This is a genomic window from Dethiobacter alkaliphilus AHT 1, assembly GCF_000174415.1.
GTDB classification, from domain to species: Bacteria; Bacillota; Dethiobacteria; order Dethiobacterales; family Dethiobacteraceae; genus Dethiobacter; species Dethiobacter alkaliphilus.
Genome location: NZ_ACJM01000002.1, coordinates 25,758 through 44,116 on the forward strand (window position 1 = coordinate 25,758; position 18,359 = coordinate 44,116).

The 18,359-nt window shown below is 49.2% G+C and carries 28 protein-coding genes; 18 read left to right on the forward strand and 10 right to left on the reverse strand.

Annotation, left to right across the window (positions count from 1 at the left end; translation table 11 throughout):
* The first annotated feature begins 6 nt into the window (after window positions 1–6).
* From DEALDRAFT_RS02190 to DEALDRAFT_RS02250, 13 genes are all read left to right on the forward strand, one after another.
* Window positions 7–267, forward strand: a complete 261-nt coding sequence (locus tag DEALDRAFT_RS02190; protein ID WP_008514446.1) for a stage V sporulation protein S — start codon at window positions 7–9, stop codon at window positions 265–267.
* 173 nt (window positions 268–440) lie between these two features.
* Window positions 441–1,427, forward strand: a complete 987-nt coding sequence (locus tag DEALDRAFT_RS02195) for a dipeptidase (protein WP_040378331.1) — start codon at window positions 441–443, stop codon at window positions 1,425–1,427.
* A complete protein-coding gene (locus tag DEALDRAFT_RS02200) occupies window positions 1,411–2,250 on the forward strand; it encodes a PHP domain-containing protein (protein ID WP_008514450.1) in 840 nt (279 codons plus the stop codon). The genes DEALDRAFT_RS02195 and DEALDRAFT_RS02200 overlap by 17 nt, the downstream gene beginning before the upstream one ends.
* A gap of 121 nt (window positions 2,251–2,371) precedes the next feature.
* Window positions 2,372–2,593 (forward strand): 4Fe-4S dicluster domain-containing protein, encoded by a 222-nt coding sequence (locus DEALDRAFT_RS02205; protein ID WP_040378332.1) that lies wholly within the window; start codon window positions 2,372–2,374, stop codon window positions 2,591–2,593.
* Entirely contained in the window at window positions 2,586–3,728 is a 1,143-nt protein-coding gene (locus DEALDRAFT_RS02210) for a 2-oxoacid:acceptor oxidoreductase subunit alpha (RefSeq protein ID WP_008514452.1), read from the forward strand. The genes DEALDRAFT_RS02205 and DEALDRAFT_RS02210 overlap by 8 nt, the downstream gene beginning before the upstream one ends.
* The gene (locus DEALDRAFT_RS02215; RefSeq protein ID WP_008514454.1) at window positions 3,725–4,558 is read left to right on the forward strand and encodes a thiamine pyrophosphate-dependent enzyme; all 834 of its coding nucleotides are present in this window, start codon (window positions 3,725–3,727) and stop codon (window positions 4,556–4,558) included. The genes DEALDRAFT_RS02210 and DEALDRAFT_RS02215 overlap by 4 nt, the downstream gene beginning before the upstream one ends.
* Window positions 4,542–5,075: a 2-oxoacid:acceptor oxidoreductase family protein gene (locus DEALDRAFT_RS02220; RefSeq protein WP_040378333.1), complete on the forward strand. Its 534-nt coding sequence runs from the start codon at window positions 4,542–4,544 to the stop codon at window positions 5,073–5,075. Before DEALDRAFT_RS02215 ends, DEALDRAFT_RS02220 begins: the two co-directional genes overlap by 17 nt.
* 79 nt (window positions 5,076–5,154) lie before the next feature.
* A complete protein-coding gene (locus DEALDRAFT_RS02225) occupies window positions 5,155–5,580 on the forward strand; it encodes an OadG family transporter subunit (protein WP_008514457.1) in 426 nt (141 codons plus the stop codon).
* Window positions 5,580–6,014, forward strand: coding sequence for a biotin/lipoyl-containing protein (locus DEALDRAFT_RS02230; protein ID WP_008514459.1), 435 nt, complete (start codon window positions 5,580–5,582; stop codon window positions 6,012–6,014). Before DEALDRAFT_RS02225 ends, DEALDRAFT_RS02230 begins: the two co-directional genes overlap by 1 nt.
* A gap of 11 nt (window positions 6,015–6,025) precedes the next feature.
* Window positions 6,026–7,174 carry a sodium ion-translocating decarboxylase subunit beta gene (locus DEALDRAFT_RS02235; protein ID WP_008514461.1) on the forward strand — a complete coding sequence of 383 codons (1,149 nt, stop codon included), beginning with the start codon at window positions 6,026–6,028 and terminating at the stop codon, window positions 7,172–7,174.
* 295 nt (window positions 7,175–7,469) lie between these two features.
* Window positions 7,470–8,924 (forward strand): VanW family protein, encoded by a 1,455-nt coding sequence (locus DEALDRAFT_RS02240; RefSeq protein WP_008514463.1) that lies wholly within the window; start codon window positions 7,470–7,472, stop codon window positions 8,922–8,924.
* Between the two features lie 17 nt (window positions 8,925–8,941).
* Entirely contained in the window at window positions 8,942–9,496 is a 555-nt protein-coding gene (locus DEALDRAFT_RS02245; protein ID WP_050780756.1) for a GDSL-type esterase/lipase family protein, read from the forward strand.
* Between the two features lie 40 nt (window positions 9,497–9,536).
* The gene (locus DEALDRAFT_RS02250) at window positions 9,537–10,724 is read left to right on the forward strand and encodes a DNA polymerase IV (RefSeq protein WP_008514466.1); all 1,188 of its coding nucleotides are present in this window, start codon (window positions 9,537–9,539) and stop codon (window positions 10,722–10,724) included.
* Here the strand turns inward: DEALDRAFT_RS02250 and DEALDRAFT_RS02255 are convergent.
* The 7 genes from DEALDRAFT_RS02255 to yedE form a co-directional block, all read right to left on the reverse strand.
* A complete protein-coding gene (locus DEALDRAFT_RS02255; RefSeq protein ID WP_008514468.1) occupies window positions 10,717–11,130 on the reverse strand; it encodes a HutP family protein in 414 nt (137 codons plus the stop codon). The genes DEALDRAFT_RS02250 and DEALDRAFT_RS02255 overlap by 8 nt on opposite strands.
* Before the next feature lie 125 nt (window positions 11,131–11,255).
* Entirely contained in the window at window positions 11,256–11,444 is a 189-nt protein-coding gene (locus tag DEALDRAFT_RS02260; protein ID WP_008514469.1) for a glutaredoxin family protein, read from the reverse strand.
* A gap of 135 nt (window positions 11,445–11,579) precedes the next feature.
* Window positions 11,580–11,759 (reverse strand): YgaP-like transmembrane domain, encoded by a 180-nt coding sequence (locus DEALDRAFT_RS02265; protein ID WP_008514471.1) that lies wholly within the window; start codon window positions 11,757–11,759, stop codon window positions 11,580–11,582.
* 49 nt (window positions 11,760–11,808) lie between these two features.
* Entirely contained in the window at window positions 11,809–12,081 is a 273-nt protein-coding gene (locus DEALDRAFT_RS02270; RefSeq protein WP_008514473.1) for a YggT family protein, read from the reverse strand.
* A 65-nt stretch (window positions 12,082–12,146) separates the two neighbouring features.
* Window positions 12,147–12,428 (reverse strand): DUF3343 domain-containing protein, encoded by a 282-nt coding sequence (locus DEALDRAFT_RS02275; RefSeq protein WP_008514475.1) that lies wholly within the window; start codon window positions 12,426–12,428, stop codon window positions 12,147–12,149.
* Between the two features lie 2 nt (window positions 12,429–12,430).
* The gene (locus DEALDRAFT_RS02280; RefSeq protein WP_008514477.1) at window positions 12,431–12,658 is read right to left on the reverse strand and encodes a sulfurtransferase TusA family protein; all 228 of its coding nucleotides are present in this window, start codon (window positions 12,656–12,658) and stop codon (window positions 12,431–12,433) included.
* Window positions 12,648–13,739 (reverse strand): YedE family putative selenium transporter, encoded by a 1,092-nt coding sequence (gene yedE, locus DEALDRAFT_RS02285; RefSeq protein ID WP_318026051.1) that lies wholly within the window; start codon window positions 13,737–13,739, stop codon window positions 12,648–12,650. Before yedE ends, DEALDRAFT_RS02280 begins: the two co-directional genes overlap by 11 nt.
* Before the next feature lie 183 nt (window positions 13,740–13,922).
* Here yedE and DEALDRAFT_RS02290 point away from each other — a divergent pair, with 183 nt between their 5' ends.
* The 4 genes from DEALDRAFT_RS02290 (at window position 13,923) to DEALDRAFT_RS02305 (ending at window position 16,702) form a co-directional block, all read left to right on the forward strand.
* Window positions 13,923–14,828 carry a selenium metabolism-associated LysR family transcriptional regulator gene (locus DEALDRAFT_RS02290; RefSeq protein WP_008514481.1) on the forward strand — a complete coding sequence of 302 codons (906 nt, stop codon included), beginning with the start codon at window positions 13,923–13,925 and terminating at the stop codon, window positions 14,826–14,828.
* Between the two features lie 2 nt (window positions 14,829–14,830).
* Window positions 14,831–15,988, forward strand: coding sequence for an aminotransferase class V-fold PLP-dependent enzyme (locus DEALDRAFT_RS02295; protein WP_008514482.1), 1,158 nt, complete (start codon window positions 14,831–14,833; stop codon window positions 15,986–15,988).
* Between the two features lie 2 nt (window positions 15,989–15,990).
* Window positions 15,991–16,458 carry an aminoacyl-tRNA deacylase gene (locus tag DEALDRAFT_RS02300; protein ID WP_008514484.1) on the forward strand — a complete coding sequence of 156 codons (468 nt, stop codon included), beginning with the start codon at window positions 15,991–15,993 and terminating at the stop codon, window positions 16,456–16,458.
* A 61-nt stretch (window positions 16,459–16,519) separates the two neighbouring features.
* Window positions 16,520–16,702 (forward strand): H-type small acid-soluble spore protein, encoded by a 183-nt coding sequence (locus tag DEALDRAFT_RS02305; protein WP_008514487.1) that lies wholly within the window; start codon window positions 16,520–16,522, stop codon window positions 16,700–16,702.
* A 29-nt stretch (window positions 16,703–16,731) separates the two neighbouring features.
* Here DEALDRAFT_RS02305 and DEALDRAFT_RS16810 read toward each other — a convergent pair whose 3' ends face one another.
* Both DEALDRAFT_RS16810 and lgt read right to left on the reverse strand, forming a co-directional pair.
* Window positions 16,732–16,881: a hypothetical protein gene (locus DEALDRAFT_RS16810; RefSeq protein ID WP_153246588.1), complete on the reverse strand. Its 150-nt coding sequence runs from the start codon at window positions 16,879–16,881 to the stop codon at window positions 16,732–16,734.
* The gene (lgt, locus tag DEALDRAFT_RS02310; RefSeq protein WP_008514491.1) at window positions 16,881–17,618 is read right to left on the reverse strand and encodes a prolipoprotein diacylglyceryl transferase; all 738 of its coding nucleotides are present in this window, start codon (window positions 17,616–17,618) and stop codon (window positions 16,881–16,883) included. The genes DEALDRAFT_RS16810 and lgt overlap by 1 nt, the downstream gene beginning before the upstream one ends.
* Before the next feature lie 183 nt (window positions 17,619–17,801).
* Here lgt and DEALDRAFT_RS16815 point away from each other — a divergent pair, with 183 nt between their 5' ends.
* A complete protein-coding gene (locus DEALDRAFT_RS16815) occupies window positions 17,802–17,978 on the forward strand; it encodes a hypothetical protein (RefSeq protein ID WP_008514493.1) in 177 nt (58 codons plus the stop codon).
* A 38-nt stretch (window positions 17,979–18,016) separates the two neighbouring features.
* On the opposite strand, the gene DEALDRAFT_RS02315 is transcribed toward DEALDRAFT_RS16815, so the two are convergent.
* Window positions 18,017–18,307 carry a hypothetical protein gene (locus tag DEALDRAFT_RS02315; RefSeq protein ID WP_008514495.1) on the reverse strand — a complete coding sequence of 97 codons (291 nt, stop codon included), beginning with the start codon at window positions 18,305–18,307 and terminating at the stop codon, window positions 18,017–18,019.
* Between the last annotated feature and the right edge of the window lie 52 nt (window positions 18,308–18,359).

An 18,359-nucleotide genomic window follows, 5' to 3' on the forward strand; every position in this document is an offset into this window, starting at 1 on the left:
TCCAGCATGGAAGTATTAAAAGTTTCAGCAAAATCCAATCCGAATTCTGTTGCAGGGGCGTTGGCTGGAGTTTTAAGAGAGAGAGGCAGTGCGGAAATCCAGGCTATTGGGGCGGGAGCATTAAATCAGGCTGTAAAAGCTGTAGCCATAGCCAGAGGCTTTGTAGCTCCCAGCGGCATGGACCTAATCTGTATCCCGGCTTTCACCGATATTGAAATTGACGGAGAAGAACGGACCGCAATAAAACTTCTGATACAGCCCAGATAAAGTTAAGAAAAACACTCATTTAAATGGGTGTTTTTTCCGTTATAATAGATAAGAAAGGCGCGGTTTTCAGGAACGGTTTCCGCCGTAGCCTTGCTGGTTGCCGGCGTTATAATTTCTCACCGGTACAAGAAAAGAAAACTTGGAGGTGTCCCAATCTGACTGATGCCGCCGGATTGCACAAAAAATCTGTAGTGGTTGACGGCCATTGTGATACTGTGCATTTATTTTTAGGTACACAGGGCCCGTATTCTTTTGGTGAATTAAATGCAGTGGGCCAGGCCGATCTGCCGCGCCTGCGCAGTGGCGGGGTTAATTTGCAGTTTTTTGCCGTCTACATAGAGCCGGAATTTAAGCCCCATGGCGCCCTGCAGCGTACTTTGTTTCTGGTGGAACATTTCTGGCGTGAGATGGGGAAGCATAGTAAAGATGTTGTGGTGGTAAAAAACAAAGCAGATCTGGGGGTTGTAAAAAACACCAGTAAAATAGGGGCACTGTTGGCTCTGGAAGGAGCAGAACCGCTGGAGAATGTGGAGATGCTTCATATCCTGTACCGACTGGGCCTGCGCAGTGTGGGCCTGACCTGGAATCAGCGTAATTTACTGGCCGATGGTGTGGGTGTTGGTGCTTCTGCGGGAGGGTTGACCCCCCTTGGTAAAGCCATGGTGACTGAGATGAACAGCCTGGGCATTATGGTGGATGCAGCTCATTTGGCACCAAAGGGATTTTTTGACCTGCTGGAGACAGTATCTGCACCACCGATTGTTACCCATGCCAACGCCGCGTCCCTTTGCGCACACAGGCGTAACTTAAGCGATGAACAATTGCGGGCCTTAAGTGAGCAGGGAGGAGTGGTGGGGCTGACATACTATCCTCCCTTTGTCAGCGAACAAAAAGATGCCACCCTGGAAGACCTGCTGGATCACTTTTGCTATATCGCCGAACGTTTCGGCACGTCTGTACTGGGGCTGGGCTCAGACTTTGACGGCATACCCAGAGCAGTGCAGGGCTTGGAGGATGTGTCAAAGCTGCCCCGGCTAACGGAAGGGCTTATCAGGCGTGGCTTTTCTGCTGAGGAGATTTCTGCAATTTTGGGTGGGAACTTTCTACGGGTTTTGCAGGCTTGCCTGCCACAGGAGGAGACAGATGAAGATAGTTGCTGATTTACATGTCCATACACAGGCCAGCGATGGTGTTTATACTCCCAGAGAGGTGGTGGCCCGTGCTCGGCGCCTGGGCCTTGACGCCATTGCCATCACCGATCATGATACTGTGGACGGCATAGCCGAGGCTCTGAGTGCGGCAAAAGAACAACGGATTACCGTATTCCCTGGAGTGGAGTTAAGTACCGAATATAATGACCGTGAGATACATATTCTTGGTTTTTGTATCGACCATACCCATTCTAAATTACTTAAACTTCTGGATACTCTGCATCAAAGCCGTTTTAATCGGGCTGAGAAAATGGTGCAAAAGCTGACCGGCCTGGGATATGAAATTAATATGCAGGAAGTCCGGCGGCAGGCGGGAGATGCGGCACCGGGACGACCCCATATTGCCAGGGTTTTAGTGGAGAAAGACTATTTTTCCAGCGTCTCTGATGTTTTTTCCCGGTTATTGGGCTACAAAATGCCGGGGTATGTGGAAAGGTATAAGTTAACACCCAAGGAGGCCATACAGGTTATCGCTAATGCCGGGGGTTTTTCTTCCTGGGCACATCCCGGCCTGACCGGTGATGATAGGCTGTTAGCCGAGTTTATCCACTATGGACTGCGGGGACTGGAGACTTATCATCCTGATCACGATGAAGAAGAAGCCTACCATTACAGACGCCTGGCTGAAGAAAAAGATTTGCTTGTTTCCGGAGGTTCCGATTTCCATGGACAAAACGGCAGCCATGCCCGTGAACTGGGTTTCTGCGGTTTAACTCAGGTCGATTATGCACGATTTAAGGAGTATTGTAATAGTATTGTTGTAAAATTCTAAATTATAAAAAAAGGGTTTTTTAAAAATTAGACGAATAATAATAAGAATATCCAGTGAAAAAATACCACAGGAAACATAGGTATTTTTTTTTACTTAGGCCAAATTAAGGTAGGTGCGTATTTTGGCTCAAAAAAAGAAGCAAACACCAACGATTAATATTAATAAGAAATGGTGCAAGCAAAACTGCGGGATCTGCAGCGGTTTTTGCCCCAAGAATGTGCTGGAAATTGGCGAAGACGGTAAACCGTATGTAAAGGATCCGGAAGCCTGCAGCAACTGTGGCCTGTGTGAACTGCGCTGCCCGGAGTTTGCCATTGCTCTGGAAGGAGCGGAACATGACTGAGAAAAAAAAGAAACAGCTTATGCAGGGAAACGAAGCCTGTGCAGCGGGGGCGCTGTACGCCGGAGCCAGCTTTTATGCCGGCTACCCCATCACACCATCTACGGAAATAGCTGAAATCATGGCAAAACGCTTACCGGAAAGAGGCGGCAGATTCATACAGATGGAAGATGAAATCGCCAGCATTGCTGCGTGCATCGGAGCTTCCCTTACCGGAGTCAAATCTTTTACCGCCACCAGCGGCCCCGGCTTTAGCCTGATGCAGGAAAACCTGGGTTATGCTATTATGACCGAAGTCCCGTGTGTGGTAGTTAATGTACAGCGGATGGGGCCCAGTACCGGCTCACCCACTGCTCCGGGACAGGGAGATGTGATGCAGGCCCGCTGGGGCACCCACGGTGACCATGAAATTGTGGTCCTGACCCCGGGAGGGGTGGAGGAAACTTTCTCATTAACGGTTAAAGCTTTCAATCTGGCAGAAATGCTGCGCACCCCGGTGATTTTACTGATGGATGAAGTGGTGGGCCATATGCGCGAAGGTGCTGTGCTGCCTGATCCCGGCGAGATGGAGGTTGTTAACCGTAAAGAACCGGATGTGGCGGCCAAGGACTATCTTCCCTACAGTGCAGGAGAAGACGGCGTTCCAACGCTGGCTTCCTTTGGCACCGGTTACCGCTATCATGTCACCGGACTGTTCCATGATGAACGGGGTTTTCCCACGGGCAAGCCGGAGCTAATCGATGCTCAAATCCGGCGGCTGCGGGATAAAATCTTAAAAAACAAAGATAAACTTACTTTCTATGAAGAATACCTTACGGACGATGCGGAAATTGTTGTGGTTTCCTACGGAGGAAGCGCCCGTTCAGCCAGGGCGGCTGTCAGGGAAGCGCGGGAAGCGGGAATTAAAGTAGGCATGCTCAGGCTGATAACCCTTTGGCCATTTCCTGATGAAGCTGTCAGAAAAGTTTGCGGTAATGCCAAAACCGTTATTACCGCTGAGATGAATCTGGGCCAGGTACATAACGAAGTGTGCCGCCTGATACCCAAAGGCGCCAGGGGAATCTCCGTCTCTCATGTGGATGGCACGTTAATTCCGCCGCAAAAAATCCTGTCCGTAATTAAGGAGGCTGCGGAATGAGCCAGAACAACGGTATTCGCAAATATCTGCGCCTTGAGCATTATCCCACCATTTGGTGTGCCGGCTGCGGCAATGGCCAGGTGGTAGGAGCCCTGCTAAGAGCTATAGACACGATGAAGCTTGATCCGGAAAAAGTTGTGGTGGTCTCAGGAATCGGTTGCTCTTCCCGGGCTTCAGGCTATCTTAACTTTAACACTTTACATACCACCCATGGGCGACCGGTAGCCTATGCCACCGGCGTTAAGCTGGCCAATCCTGAACTGGAAGTAATTGTAGTTTCCGGAGACGGAGATACCACCGCCATCGGCGGCAATCATTTTATTCATGCCGCCCGGCGCAATATCGGCATCAAGATGTTTATTTTTAATAATTCCATTTACGGCATGACCGGTGGGCAATGTTCTCCCATGACCCCCAATGCCTGCCGTGCCACCACCGCACCCCATGGCAACCTGGACACACCCTTTGACATCTGCAGAATAGCGGAAGCAGCAGGGGCCACCTATGTTGCCCGGGGAGTAACGTATGCTCCGGTAAAACTGGAAGCCATGATGCTTAAAGCTCTGCAACACGACGGGTTTGCGGTAATGGATTGCATTACACAATGCCCCACTTACTTTGGCAGGCAGAATAAAATTGGCGGCCCGGTGGATATGATTCAGTGGCAGAAAGAGAACACCATTTCCGTGGAAAAGGCCCAAAAGCTGCCACCCCATGCCATTGAGGATAAAATAGTAACGGGCATATTTAAAACCGATTTACGCACCGAATATACTAAGCTGTATCGACGTTTAAACGACCAGTGCAGGAAGGATGAATGCGGTGATTAGAAAAGAAATCCGGCTGTCCGGCTCCGGAGGGCAGGGCATCATACTTGCCGCGGTTACCCTGGCGGATGCAGCATTAGAGGCTGGTTTTTATGGAGTACAGACACAATCTTACGGTCCGGAAGCAAGGGGCGGAGCCAGTAAAGCAGAGGTCATCATCAGCGATCAGCCCATTGATTATCCTAAGGTCACTACACCGGATATTGTCCTTGCCCTGACTGCCCAGGCTTATGCCAAATATTGTGACGATATTAATCCCGGCGGCACCATGATTGTGGAGGAGTCGCTATCGGCAGATGATTGTCCCGAAAGTGCACTGCGTGTACCTATTTTAGGTACCGCCCGGGAAGTTGGTAAGGAAATTGTTGCCAATATGGTGTCTCTGGGCGTACTGGCCGCAACATTAAAAAAACATATAGATAAAGAGTTTATAGAAAAATCCATCAGTAAACGTGTCCCGCCTGGAACAGAAGAGCTAAATATTCGCGCTTTTCAGAAAGGATACGATATGATACAATAAAGATTACTTGTGAGGTGATGAGGGCCGCAGACAACAGAAAAAGACAAAGATATTATGCTGCGTAGGGAGGAGATAATGAATGGATAATTTATCGTATAGTTTGGAAATTATGATCGTCGGTTTTACCGTAGTTGTAGTTTCCCTGTACCTTTTGTATCTAGTCCTTATTGTTTTCAGCCGCTGTTGCGCCAAACCGGCTAAACCAGAACCCCAAATAACCAATGGCACTAATGTGCCCCCCGCAGTTGCGGCGGAGGCCAGCAGTGCACCGGTTGCTGCCGCTGTCAGCCAACCGCAGCAGTCATACGGGACGGCCCCCGAGATTGTAGCTGCCATTACAGCCGCAATTTCCGCCAGCATGAATATGCCGGCAAACCAATTTGAAATTGTTTCAGTACAGCGGGCGCAATCCACCCAAAATGGTTCTGAATGGGCCATTGCAGGTAGAAAAAGATTAATGGAGAAGCGCCAGGATTTAGCTATGTTTCGAAGGGAGAGGAGATAATGAAGAAGTTCAGAGTTACTGTAAACGGTGAAGCTTACGATGTTTCAGTTGAGGAATTGGGTGGAGCCGCCCCTGCTGCTCCTGCTGCTCCTGCAGCGCCGGCCAAACCTGCTCCCGCAGCACCTGCTGCACCTAAAGCTGCAGCACCCAAGCCAGCAGCCCCTGCTCCGAAACCTGCCGCTCCGGCAGCACCCAAGCCCGCAGCTGCAGCTTCCGGCGGTGGGAATAGCGTAACCGCTCCCATGCCCGGAACGGTACTAAGTGTAAATGTTAATGCCGGACAGGCAGTACAGGCCGGTGATGTTCTGCTCATTCTGGAAGCGATGAAAATGGAAAACGAGGTAACTGCTCCGGCTGCCGGTACTGTAAAAGAAGTATCCGTCTCCAAAGGTGCCAGCGTCAATACCGGTGATGTTATGGTCGTCATAGAATAGGGGGGACGTCCATGGCACTATTAGATAAGCTACAAACTTTTCTGGGGAGCACAGGATTTGCAGCACTAAGCTGGGAACAGTTGGTTATGATTCTTATCGCCTGTGTCCTGCTCTATCTTGGGATTCAGAAAAAGTTTGAACCACTTTTGCTTGTCCCCATCAGTTTTGGCATTTTACTTGCGAACCTTCCCCTGGGCGGGATTATGGATCCTCCCGTAATCAATCCGGTGACCGGCCTGACAGAAACCGCAGGCGGGTTAATGTACTACTTTTACCAGGGGGTTAGTTTTGTTATTTTTCCACCGCTTATTTTCTTAGGCGTTGGGGCAATGACAGATTTCGGACCTTTGCTTGCCAATCCCAAGACCCTTCTTTTAGGTGCTGCGGCACAGTTCGGAATTTTTGCAACTTTTATCGGGGCAGCTATTATGGGCTTTAGCCCTGCAGAATCCGGTGCTATCGCTATTATTGGCGGTGCTGACGGTCCTACCGCAATTTTTCTTGCCAGTCATTTGGCACCGGAACTTCTGGGAGCCATTGCGGTGGCTGCCTACTCATACATGGCGCTTGTTCCGGTAATTCAGCCGCCTATTATGAGAGCTCTGACAACAAAGGAAGAGCGCGCAATTGTGATGGAGCAGCTCCGTCCGGTAAGCCGTACTGAACGTATTTTATTCCCGATCATCGTCATCATCATCGGTGGCTTACTGTTACCACCGGCTATTCCCCTTCTGGGAATGCTGATGTTTGGTAACCTGCTTAAGGAATGCGGAGTAACTGACAGACTAAGCAAAACTGCGCAAAATGATTTAAATAACATTATTGTGATTATGCTTGGCTTAGCTGTTGGTGCCACCGCCAACTTCGTAGATCCCAGAACACTGGCCATTATTCTCCTTGGCCTTGTGGCGTTTGCCATTGGAACAGCCACAGGTGTGCTAATGGGCAAAATAATGTGCAAAATGAGTGGTGGTAAAATTAACCCGCTTATTGGCTCTGCCGGTGTGTCCGCCGTACCCATGGCTGCCCGTGTATCCCAGGTAGTTGGTAAGGAAGAGAATCCCCAAAACTTCCTGTTAATGCACGCCATGGGACCCAACGTAGCCGGTGTAATCGGCTCGGCCATCGCAGCCGGGATTTTGCTCTCACTGCTTGGCTAAAACTTAATAAACAGAAAAAGCGCGCATTGAAGGCAATGCGCGCTTTTTGTATGCCTACTCTTCTTATGTAGCAATGAAGAACCTCACAGGGGGCTTTTGTTTGGTCTGAAGTAAACTGAGCCATTTACATTAGACTTTCGGCCGCCTGTGAGGTTCATTGTTATTTTGCGCTTTTATCAGTTTATTATTCATATTAAGATAAAGTAATAGTTGGAAAACTCTTTGTAACATAATTTTGCATTTTAAAAAATATCTATGTAATCAGTAATTCTTTTTATAAAGAGAGGAATCGTAAATGACAGAAACCAAGATTCAACGGTGGCATATTGTCACAATTGTTATTCTGGCCATCTTCACTTTACTGATTACTGCAGATTACTTCTATCACAGAGACCGGATCTATGCGGGGGTAGAGATTGACGGTGTAGACGTGGGTGGAAAAACTGCGGCGGAAGCGGCAGAAATGCTGATGCAAAAGTATGAGCAGGAACGTTTTGGCCATCATGAAGTGGATATTCACTATGAGGATAAAACGTGGACTCTGACGTATGACCAACTGGGAATAGAGGTGGATGTGGAAGAAACGGTTAGCCAGGCCATGGCTGTGGGCAGAGAACGGGCACATTTATTGCGTTATCCCCGACGCATCTCCTTAAATTCGGAGCCGCTGCAGATTAAACCGCTTCTTATGGTGGAAACGGTTAGGTTCCGTGCTGCCATGGATCCTATGGAAGAAATAGTCTGGCAGGAGCCGGTGAATGCCGACTTAAAACTGTCTGAGGACAGGGAAAGTGTGGAAATTATTCCTGACAAACCGGGTCAGGAACTTAACGTTGCCGTTACTTTAAACAATCTCTTTGTGGCTCTTGATACCTATCCGGATGTTGGTGATATTGAACTGACAGCTAAAACGGTGGAGGCAGAGCAGACCGCAGAGTATTTGGAGAGTTTAAAAATCACCGAGCCGGTTGCCACATTCAGCACTGTTTTTTCCGGGAACGATCAAAACCGCAACCACAATATCCGTTTGGCAGCAGAAGCGGTGGATGACATCCTGCTTCTTCCCGGGGAGGAGTTCTCCTGGAATGAAACGGTGGGCAATACCACCGCTGATAAAGGATATAAAAAAGCACCTGTTATCGTGGGCGGCCAATTGCAGGACGGCCTGGGCGGCGGGATCTGCCAGGTATCATCTACCCTGTACAACGCTGTTCTTTTGGCGGATATGGGGATAATTGAGCGCAGAAATCACGGTCTGGCGGTGGGCTATCTGCCACCGGGGCGTGATGCTACCATCTCTTACGGCTGGATTGATTTAAAATATGTAAATGACCGTGATTATGCGGTATGGCAGCGCGCTTTTGTGGACGGTAACCGCCTTACCATCCGTCTTTACGGCAATCCCATCCCGGGACACGAGGTTGAAATTATCACCACTGATCTGGAAACCATTCCCGGCGGTGAGAAAATTATTAAAACCCCTGATTTACCGCGGGGAGCCCGGGAAAGAATTAAAAGCGGCCAGCCCGGATATAAGGTTACTTCCTGGCGAATTACATATCAGGATGGGGAAGAAATAAAGCGAGAGCAATTATTCCGTGATACATACCGGGCCGTTCCCGCTGAATACAGGGTAGGGACGGCGGAAGTGCCGGCCGCAACTGATGCCGATGAGGAGAAAGAGAAGGAAGAGACGGAAGAGGAGGAAGAACCGGCAGAAGAAGAGAATAATGAAGAGGAAGAAGAATAAGATTACGGGTGATGACAATGACTGTAAAAATCTTTGCTTTGGGTGACTCCATTACTTATGGGTTTCCGTACGGGCCGCACCAGTCCTGGGTGCAGCTGGTTTCCCAGTGGACAAGCCTGGATATCGTAAACGGCGGAATTAACGGAGACACCACCACCTTTATGCTGCACCGGCTTTCTGCGGCTCTGGAGGAAAACCCCACACATCTGATTTTTCTGGGAGGAACAAATGATGCGTACTGGGGACAAGCCCTGAGAGTAGTGGCAGAAAATGTGCTGGAAGTACATCGACGCTGTCAGGAAAGAGGTGTGCAGCTCATTATGGGACTGCCAATCCCCGTGGACGAGCCCCAGGTGGACGCTTTGCTTAGCGAATACCGCGCCTTTTATCAGGACCTGGCCGACCGGGAAGGGTTGCCGGTTATTCCTTTTCACAAAGCTTTCTATGATGCCGCAGGGCGCTTTAAAACCCAGCTGACCACCGATGGCTGCCATCCCAATATTGACGGCTATGAAGCCATGGCGGAGGTGGCTGAAAAAGCAGTTAAAAACCTCTGGCACAACCGGGGATAATTTGCTATACTAAAAGCGAACATATATTCGGGAGGACCATATGCGTCAGATCATTCATGTGGATATGAATGCCTTCTTTGCCTCCTGCCATCAGGCCCAAAATCCCCAGTGGCAGGGAAAGCCTTTGCTGGTGGCGGGTGATCCGCAAAAAAGGCACGGCATCATTCTTACCGCCTCTTATGAAGCCAGAAAGTTTGGCGTAAAGACCGCCATGGCTGTGTGGCAGGCAAAAAAGCTTTGTCCACAGGGAATTTATATCTCCCCGGACCACAAACTTTATTCGGCATACTCCAAAAGAATTATGGCCATAATGGAGGATTACACACCACTGGTGGAGCCCTTCTCCATAGATGAGGCCTGGCTGGATGTGACCGGCTCGGCCCGGTTGTTTGGCACCACAGAAGAAATTGGTCGCCTGCTGCAGCAGCGTATTTTGGACGAAACCGGCATTCCCTGTTCCGTGGGCATCTCCGGTAATAAGTTTCTGGCCAAAATGGCTTCGGAGCGCCAAAAACCCCAGGGGTTCACCATCCTGTGGCCCCGGGATGTCCCGGAAGTTTTATGGCCTCTGCCGGTGGAAGAAATGGTGGGGGTGGGCCGCAAGATGGCACCGGCACTCCATGAAATGGGTATTGAAACCATCGGCGAATTGGCGGCCATGCCGCTGCGACTGTTGGTGAGCCGTTTTGGTGTTGCCGGTGAGTCCCTGCATCATTTGGCCAATGGGCGTGATGATTCGCCGGTGGATCCCACCGTATTTGATACGGTTAAATCGGTGGGAAATTCACTGACGCTGCCGCGGGACATTAATGACCCGGAAGATGTGGCCCGGGTGCTGCTTAAGCTTAGCGAAAAAGTGGGAAGAAGGCTGCGGCAGAGCGGCAATGTGGCCAGGACGGTAACGCTTACCGTCAAAGACCAGAATTTTGTTAGCGTCACCCGCTCCAGGACCCTGCATGAACCCACCGGCTTCACCGACGTTATTTATAAAACCGCTGTGGACATACACCAGAAGCAATTTGAACCCTGGCGCAAAGTACGGCTGCTGGGAGTGAGCGTTTCCAACCTGCTGCCTGCAGACGGCGGCGTCCAGTTATCCCTCTTTGGAGCCTCTGAAGAAAGAATGGAAAACCTGACCCGTGTTACCGACCGCATTCGCGACCGCTACGGTGATACGGTTATCGGCAGGGCACGGCTCTGCAAAGAAAAAGAGACACCGCCTAAATAGCGCGGTGTCCCAGTCCAATGGCTACCTCATTTAAATGCAGGAGGCCGATGGCAAAGAAGATGGCCACAGCGATGTGGTCTCCTTTGCGTGCAATGCCTACTTTACCACCCACATTTAACCCTACGGCTTTTGGCATAATCTGTGACAGTGCTTCCCGGGCTGCGCCGGCCACACCGCCTTCAGCCTGATGGGTGCTCTCAATAACGCCTTCCCGTTTGGCGGCCACCACCGCCCGCTCCACCACTTTCTGAACTGATGTGATAAATTCCCCGCCGTAATCTGCAGCGGTGGCTTTAATCCCCTCTTGGGCCAGTTGTTCCTTTAGCTGCCTCTCCGCATCACGGTCTGGCGATAAGGCCAGCCGAATTGCGGCACTGGCTATAAACTTACTTTCCTGCTGATTCATGGTTTCACCTCTAACCGGACATAGTATCCTTTTCTGCATTAATTATAGCGGAAGACAAAAAATAAAACAAGCAGACATGGTCTGCTTGTGGCTTTGTTGTTACGTCAATAACGAACAAGCTTTTGTTAAGAAAAACCATCCAGAGCATTTTCCAGAGTGTCTTTTTTAAATCCTACCACCACAGTGCTGTCTATGGTAACAACGGGTGCCGCCTTTTGACCTGAGATATGCCACATCTCTTCAAAGGCGTTGCGGTCTTCCACAATATTATATTCCCGAAACGGTAAATCTTTTTGTGAAAGAAACTCTTTCACATCTTCACAGGAACCTCAGTATTTACCGGCAGAATAAACAGTAATTGTCGGTTGTTTGGGCACAGAAAAGCCTCCTTGATATCAAGACTCATTACGTTTTTCATGGGTTGACCAACCCAACAAATCATAAATCAGTCAATAGCGGGCAACGCCTTCTACAACCAGTGCAGCCCCCAGAATAACGGGAATCACCGCACCCAGATGCCCCCCGGGGAAAACACGTAAGGCACCCAAAGCAAAAAGGATACTGCCCAGAATTATGCGGACAATCATATCAATTTTACCCACGTTTCGCTTTAACCGGATTAAGTACATAAAAAAACCTCCCACGTTAGCTTTCTGCTCATGAGAGGTTTTTATGCAGTTATAAATACGTGCTAATCATTGTCACAACGGCACTATTGATAAGGGATATTACAATAATGGCTATGATGGGTGAGAAATCAAGGGGCATTGCGCCTTTGGGCATAAGCTTGCGGAAAGGGGCCAAAATAGGCTCCGTACCTTCATAAATAAACTGTGCTACGGCATTATTGCGGCTATTGGGGATCCAGGACATCAAAATCCTGGCTAAAATCATCCAGCGTAATATGATAAAAAACCAATCTACAAGCTGAATCAGCTGATACTGCGCCACACTATCAACTCCTCTGCGTATTCAAACTCTATTGTAACATAACAAGCAGAGGTTGAATAGCTTTTTTAGCTATCATTGTCCCAGGGGCCTGCCAGCCTTTCAGCATGAACCTTTTTACCTTCGTATGATAAAAGGTAAATGCTTTCCACATCGTCCCCATCTTCAGTTAAAAGTGCCTGAACTGAAGGGAGCGCCTGTTCACTAAAACGCGCCGCAATGCCGCAGGAAGAAGAAATGACACGGGGAACCGGAATCATTGCCACATCCAGGTTATGGTTTTTCAGTAATTTTTCAAATCTTAAAGCGTGTGAAACGGAGTGGAAAGTGCCGACATAAAAACGTTCCAAAATTACACCTCTTTATCGATGGTTATAACAAACTCTGAGTTATCTTCCCGGGTTTGACAGCTAAAACCCATCCCTGTGACCAGGCGACGAATATTTTCTGCCGCCACAAAGCTGTCTGCCACAACGGTGAGGGGAAGAGCGGGTTGCCCTGTACCCAAAGCATTTTTTGTACGAATCACCGGTTCAGGGCAGGATAATCCCCGGACATCCAAGTTAACGTTAGCGGTCAAGAGTAACTCCTCCTTTCCGCACAAAGCTTATCTGGGGAACTGTAAAGGCAAATCCTACTACTAAAAGGAATACTGCTGACAGCAAAACTCCGGCCTGACCGGCCTGGCTGACACCGGCGGGGCTGGCCGCCAAGCCAAAATTATGAGCTACCGCTGCGCCAAAGAGCAGCCCCAAAAAAGTCATGCCGGCGTCGGTGTCTCCCTCACCGGCCAGAATTGTCTGCCGGATGGGGCAGCCTCCCAGCAAAGTAGCACCAAGGCCAACCACTGCCAGGCCGATGAAGTTCCACAGCCCTGCCGTATGTGCCACCGGCTGGTCGACAAAACCGGGATTGAAATAGCCCAAAACCAGATTACCCACCAGGGCGGCGGCAAAGATGGCCAAGGAACCGTACAGCAGGTGAGAGTCACCAATAAGCATCATATCCCTGAAGCAGCCAATCTGACACAACCGGCTGCGCTGCACCAATACTCCAATCAAGACTCCGGCCCCTAAAGAGATCAGAAATGGAGCTCTGGCAAAGCCCGGGCCGCTTGCACTGAAAAAAATAAAGGCCGGCGCCACAATAACTAAGATTAATAATACCAAAGCAAGGCCCGGTATGGCAATACCATTACCGTTATGTATGCGCTGACTACGTCCCAGGGAAAAGCCCCGTTTCAGAAACTGTACTCCCACAAAAATTCCAAAGATAAAGCCCAGTAAACCAATAACTGCATTAAAATCCCCAGCCGCCAACCGTAAAACCATCCGCAACGGGCAGCCCAGAAATACCAGGGCACCAATCATCACCGCCATACCAATTAAAAAACGCAGCAAGGGAGAAGACCCTCCACGGGCACGAAATTCACCGCTGAACATGCTGATGATAAAAGCACCAATGATAAAGCCTGAAACCTCCGGTCGCAGATATTGTACCACTTCTGCCCGATGAAAACCCAACCCCCCTGAGATGTCACGCACAAAACAAGCTACGCAGACCCCCATGTTGGCTGGGTTACCAAAGCGGACCAGCAGAACACCTAGTAAGCCTACCAGTATTCCACTGATAATAATTTTGCTTTTTTCCAATATACCCACCCCCTGTAATTTAGGTATTACATTGTCATTATATTTTCCCAGTCATGGCTTCTACAAATAGATGTTCTCTATAAGAGTGCCGCATGTTATAGATAAAGTAATTATCCAAGGAAAAATTACCTTTTTCGCAGGATAAACTGTTTTTGATGCGAAAACTATATAGATTGGAAAGGGCGTGAGTTTATGGAATTTTATCAATTAGAAGCTTTTGTCAGTGTGGCAGCGGAGCGCTCTTTCTCCCGCGCCGCAGAGCAGCTTTATTTAAGCCAACCCACCGTTAGCGCCCATATAAAAAGCCTGGAGAAGGAACTGGGCACCTCACTTTTTGACCGGGGAAAAACAGAATTAAAACTTACCGGGGCCGGCAGTGTTCTTTACCGCTTTGCCAGAGAAATGCTGGCGCTGCGCCTTAGTGCTGTGGACAGTATCCGGGACAGCAGTGAAATAGGGGAGGAAGCCCTTACTGTTGCAGCCAGTTCAGTGCCCTGTCAGTATCTCCTGCCGCGGGCCATTGCGGCGTTTAAGGAGTTGCATAATCGGGTTAATATCAAACTTACCCAGAAAAATTCCAAAGAGACCTGCGAGGATGTCTTCAATTACCACGTGCCTGTGGGGGTGGTGGGAGAGAAGATAAAAAGGCCCCACCTGGAGTTTGCACCGCTTCTGGAAGATGAACTTGTGGTTGCTGTTCCCCACAAACAGCATTATTCAGAGCTGTTAGCCAAGGAGTCTGTAAGCTTAAACGATTTATCCGGGCACAAAATGCTCTTAAGGGAACCGGGCTCCGGAACCCGTTCCCATTTTGAAAGTGAATTGGTCAAGGCCAATGCATCAACGGAGATGTTTCAGGTCACAATCTTTGATAACCAGGAAACTATCAAACAGGCTGTTCGGCAGGGCCTGGGGCTTACCGTTATCTCCCGGTATGTGGTGTCAGATTACCTGCAGTTTGGCATTCTGGCCACCCGCTCAATAACAGATCTTAATCTAAAACGCAGCTTTTACCTTGTCTCACACAGCAAACGGATATTATCTCCCGCATCAAAGGCACTCTTAGACCACTTAAAGACTTTTCCCTGGGAGGATTAATTATGCAGGAAATATACGCCGACCACGGGGCCACCACTTACCCCCGGCCGCCTCAGGTCATTGATGAGATGACACACTACATGCGCGATATTGGCTGCAGCCCCGGACGGGGCGGCTACGCAAAGGCACTGGATGCAGCCCGCATGGTTTATGAAACCAGACATTTGCTGGCCCGTTTTTTTAATGTTCCCACCCCCGAGCAGGTAATCTTTACTCCCAATATTACCTACTCCCTGAATATGGCCATTAAGGGGCTGCTAAAAGAAGGAGACCATGTGCTGATCTCGTCCATGGAGCACAACGCCGTGGTGCGGCCGCTAACCAGTCTGGCCGGCGAGAAAAACATCTCCGTGGAGCAATTGCCCTGCGCAGCCGACGGTTCGCTGGATCCCCGGCAGGTAAAAAAGGCGCTTCGGCCCCAAACCCGGCTGGTTATTCTGACCCATGCCTCCAATGTGGCGGGCACAATTTTGCCGGTCTATGAAATCGGAGAAATTCTCCAACAAACAAACACTTTTTTCTGTGTGGATGCAGCCCAAACCGCCGGATCCGAAGTTGTGGATTTTAAAGCACTGCACTGTGATTACCTGGCTTTCACCGGCCACAAAGGCCTCTTGGGACCCCCGGGCATCGGAGGGCTGTGTCTGAGCGAGCGTGCTGTTTCTGTTACTGCACCGCTGGTGGAAGGAGGCACCGGCAGCCGCTCCGAAGAGGAAACTCAGCCGGATTTTCTGCCGGACAAGTTTGAAAGCGGCACACAAAATGTTCCCGGCATTGCCGGACTGGCAGCGGGAATCCGCCTGATAAACGAAGTCGGCCGGGAGAATATTGGCAAGGATAAACACCGGTTTACCGCTCAGTTTCTTGCCGGTTTGGCCGAAATACCTGAAATTACGGTTTATGGCATCAATGACCCCGATAAAATGGTTGCCACCATATCCATTAATATTGACGGTATCGACAACGGCGACCTCAGCTTTATGCTGGAGCAGGGATACGGGATAATGACGCGCTCCGGATTGCACTGTGCGCCCCTGGCCCACAAAACATTAGGCACTTTTCCCCAGGGCACACTGCGCTTCTCATTTGGCTACAAAAACACCCCGGAGCAGATAAATAGCATCCTGCAGGCTTTGCAAGAAATAGTTAAGGAGAGGTAAAGATGTCCGAGCTGGAAAAAAAGATAAAAGACTTTATGAGCACCAATAATATCAGCGCAGAGCATCTTAGCTTTAATGAATCCTGCCACTCGGTGGCCGAAGCGGCGGAGGCCGCCGGAGCATCAACGGAGGAATTTGTTAAGAATATCTGTTTGCTGGGTCCCGACGGTGAACTGGCGGTGGCCATCGTCCGCGGCAATGACCGGGTAGACACAAAAAAAGCCGCCAGATACCTGGGGCTGAAAAAAATGCGCATGGCCAATGCTGAAGAAATTCTGCAGCGTACCGGCTATCCTTGTGGTGGAACACCATCCTTTGGTTTTGAGGCCACTTTTCTCATAGATAAAAATGTGATGGATATGCCGGTGCTGTATTCCGGGGGAGGCTCCCAAACATCACTGATTAAATCAACACCTCAAGCTTTGCTTGCTGCAAATGAGGGCTCCGTTACCGATTTAGTCAAAAGCTAAGCCTCAAGTGTATATCCGGCAGCTGCTTTGTTGCATACTAACCCCAAAAAGGGGTGTAGTCATGGATAAAGACCGTGTTAAGGAAATACTGGATTCACCGGAAAAAATAGAAGTAAAATATCTGGGTGAACCGGTCTGGATTGAAGGGATTAAAAGTAACACTGCCAACGTCACAGTGATGGGAAGCTGCAAAACCATGGATGTGCCTTTCATGTCACTGGAAGAGACGGGAAAAATGGAATAGAAAAACCGGATGCGCATGCATCCGGTTTTTTAACTGACTATATTACTGATGACGGTAAATGCTAAAACGGCCAGTAAAATCCACCATAAAAGGTGCATACCACCGTGGCCGCCACCATGTCCACCGCCATGTCCACCGCCATGTCCACCACCATGTCCGCCGCCGCAACAACCGCCCATTATTTACGACCTCCCTCAGAGACCAGGCTGCCGCTGCGCTTCCTGTGTTCGGAGTAAATAAAGCAGGCCGCCAGAATACCCAGGCTGATAAGCTGTGCCGGAGTCACCGCACTGGTTTCATTGCGGAAGAACTCGATAAAAAAGCGGTAACCGGAGTACAGGCCGGCCAGCCAAATAAACAGCTGACCTTCAAACTCTATGGCTTTGCGTTTGTACCACAACACGCCAAAGATTACAAAAGCAAAGAAGGCTGAGTAGAATTGAACCGGATGGCGGGTCACGCCAAAGACATCAACACCCCAGGCAACAGTTGTCTCATTACCGTAAATATCACAACCAAGACGGCCGATGGCATAACCGAGAATCAATGCCGGCGCAAACAAATCGGCAATCTTCATAAAGTTTACACTGTTCTTTTTGGCAAAGACATACACTATGGCAATCCCGGCAAAAGCCGCACCATGAAAAGCCAGGCCGCCCTTATGGATAGAGAAGAGGGAAGCCGGATGGCTGATATAATTACCGATGTTCAACAGCACATATACAAGCCGCGCACCGACGATACCACCCACCATCAGCACAAAGGACAGGTCGGTAATCTTATCCGGATCCAACCCTTTCCGCTTTGCCTCACTCAGCGCCACATAGAGTCCGGCGGCAATACCAATGGCCACCATCACACCGTATAAATAAACCTGTAAGCCAAAGAGTTCAAACAAAACTGTGGGTTTCGACATGGTAATTCTCCTTCCTAACCCCTGTAGTAGAGGCAATACCAGAATAACATACAATAACCTATCTGACAAGTAGGCATGGACTTTGTGCAGGAAAATCCACATTTTAGACGAAATCTTAAAAATGCAACACAGGGGACGGTTATCAGTGCTACAAATCTTTGTCACCATAAAGGGAGAGAAACTATGAAAAATACCAAACTATTGCTGCCAGGCCTGGCCGGCGGCATTCTGTTTGCCCTGGTTTATACAATTCTATTCTACTTACAAAATCAGGAGCTAAGCTATGTCGGCTTTTTAGGTGGGTTTGTCTTTTGGCTTACTAATGCAACAATTGCGGCCTACTCGCGTCGGGACAAATAACAAATGCACCGCTTTTGGCGGTGCATTTGTCTTTGTACTTATGTATACACAATCAAGGTATAGATTATCAGAGCTACGCCCAGCCAAAATACCATGTAGCTGATGACAAAATAGACATCTTTAAGCAGACTCATAAAATTAACGGGCTGATTAGTTTTCAACCGCTTTTCGTAGCGAATCAGCATAAAGTTGATACCCAACAAAACAATAAGCAGATTTGACAACATTGTGCCCTGCAGCTCAGACAGATCCACAAATAGCAACACAATGACAATCCCCAGAAGCGCGATGCTGTTTAATAAACGATATGTCTCTGTTGTTGTCTTCATAAAAACCTCCTCACCCTCTTTAATTTAAAATATACCATGAAAACCCGGCAAA

Coding starts and splice junctions, on each gene's coding strand:
- DEALDRAFT_RS02210 (WP_008514452.1), top strand. CDS start 2,586: ATGACTGAGAAAAAAAAGAAACAGCTTATGCAGGGAAACGAAGCCTGT.
- DEALDRAFT_RS02255 (WP_008514468.1), bottom strand. CDS start 11,130: ATGAATCAGCAGGAAAGTAAGTTTATAGCCAGTGCCGCAATTCGGCTG.
- DEALDRAFT_RS02250 (WP_008514466.1), top strand. CDS start 9,537: ATGCGTCAGATCATTCATGTGGATATGAATGCCTTCTTTGCCTCCTGC.
- DEALDRAFT_RS02235 (WP_008514461.1), top strand. CDS start 6,026: ATGGCACTATTAGATAAGCTACAAACTTTTCTGGGGAGCACAGGATTT.
- DEALDRAFT_RS02305 (WP_008514487.1), top strand. CDS start 16,520: ATGGATAAAGACCGTGTTAAGGAAATACTGGATTCACCGGAAAAAATA.
- DEALDRAFT_RS02265 (WP_008514471.1), bottom strand. CDS start 11,759: ATGTACTTAATCCGGTTAAAGCGAAACGTGGGTAAAATTGATATGATT.
- DEALDRAFT_RS02200 (WP_008514450.1), top strand. CDS start 1,411: ATGAAGATAGTTGCTGATTTACATGTCCATACACAGGCCAGCGATGGT.
- DEALDRAFT_RS02220 (WP_040378333.1), top strand. CDS start 4,542: ATGAATGCGGTGATTAGAAAAGAAATCCGGCTGTCCGGCTCCGGAGGG.
- DEALDRAFT_RS02240 (WP_008514463.1), top strand. CDS start 7,470: ATGACAGAAACCAAGATTCAACGGTGGCATATTGTCACAATTGTTATT.
- lgt (WP_008514491.1), bottom strand. CDS start 17,618: ATGTCGAAACCCACAGTTTTGTTTGAACTCTTTGGCTTACAGGTTTAT.
- DEALDRAFT_RS02230 (WP_008514459.1), top strand. CDS start 5,580: ATGAAGAAGTTCAGAGTTACTGTAAACGGTGAAGCTTACGATGTTTCA.
- DEALDRAFT_RS02315 (WP_008514495.1), bottom strand. CDS start 18,307: ATGAAGACAACAACAGAGACATATCGTTTATTAAACAGCATCGCGCTT.
- DEALDRAFT_RS02295 (WP_008514482.1), top strand. CDS start 14,831: ATGCAGGAAATATACGCCGACCACGGGGCCACCACTTACCCCCGGCCG.
- DEALDRAFT_RS16810 (WP_153246588.1), bottom strand. CDS start 16,881: ATGGGCGGTTGTTGCGGCGGCGGACATGGTGGTGGACATGGCGGTGGA.
- DEALDRAFT_RS02245 (WP_050780756.1), top strand. CDS start 8,942: ATGACTGTAAAAATCTTTGCTTTGGGTGACTCCATTACTTATGGGTTT.
- DEALDRAFT_RS16815 (WP_008514493.1), top strand. CDS start 17,802: ATGAAAAATACCAAACTATTGCTGCCAGGCCTGGCCGGCGGCATTCTG.
- DEALDRAFT_RS02225 (WP_008514457.1), top strand. CDS start 5,155: ATGGATAATTTATCGTATAGTTTGGAAATTATGATCGTCGGTTTTACC.
- DEALDRAFT_RS02215 (WP_008514454.1), top strand. CDS start 3,725: ATGAGCCAGAACAACGGTATTCGCAAATATCTGCGCCTTGAGCATTAT.
- DEALDRAFT_RS02290 (WP_008514481.1), top strand. CDS start 13,923: ATGGAATTTTATCAATTAGAAGCTTTTGTCAGTGTGGCAGCGGAGCGC.
- DEALDRAFT_RS02190 (WP_008514446.1), top strand. CDS start 7: ATGGAAGTATTAAAAGTTTCAGCAAAATCCAATCCGAATTCTGTTGCA.
- DEALDRAFT_RS02300 (WP_008514484.1), top strand. CDS start 15,991: ATGTCCGAGCTGGAAAAAAAGATAAAAGACTTTATGAGCACCAATAAT.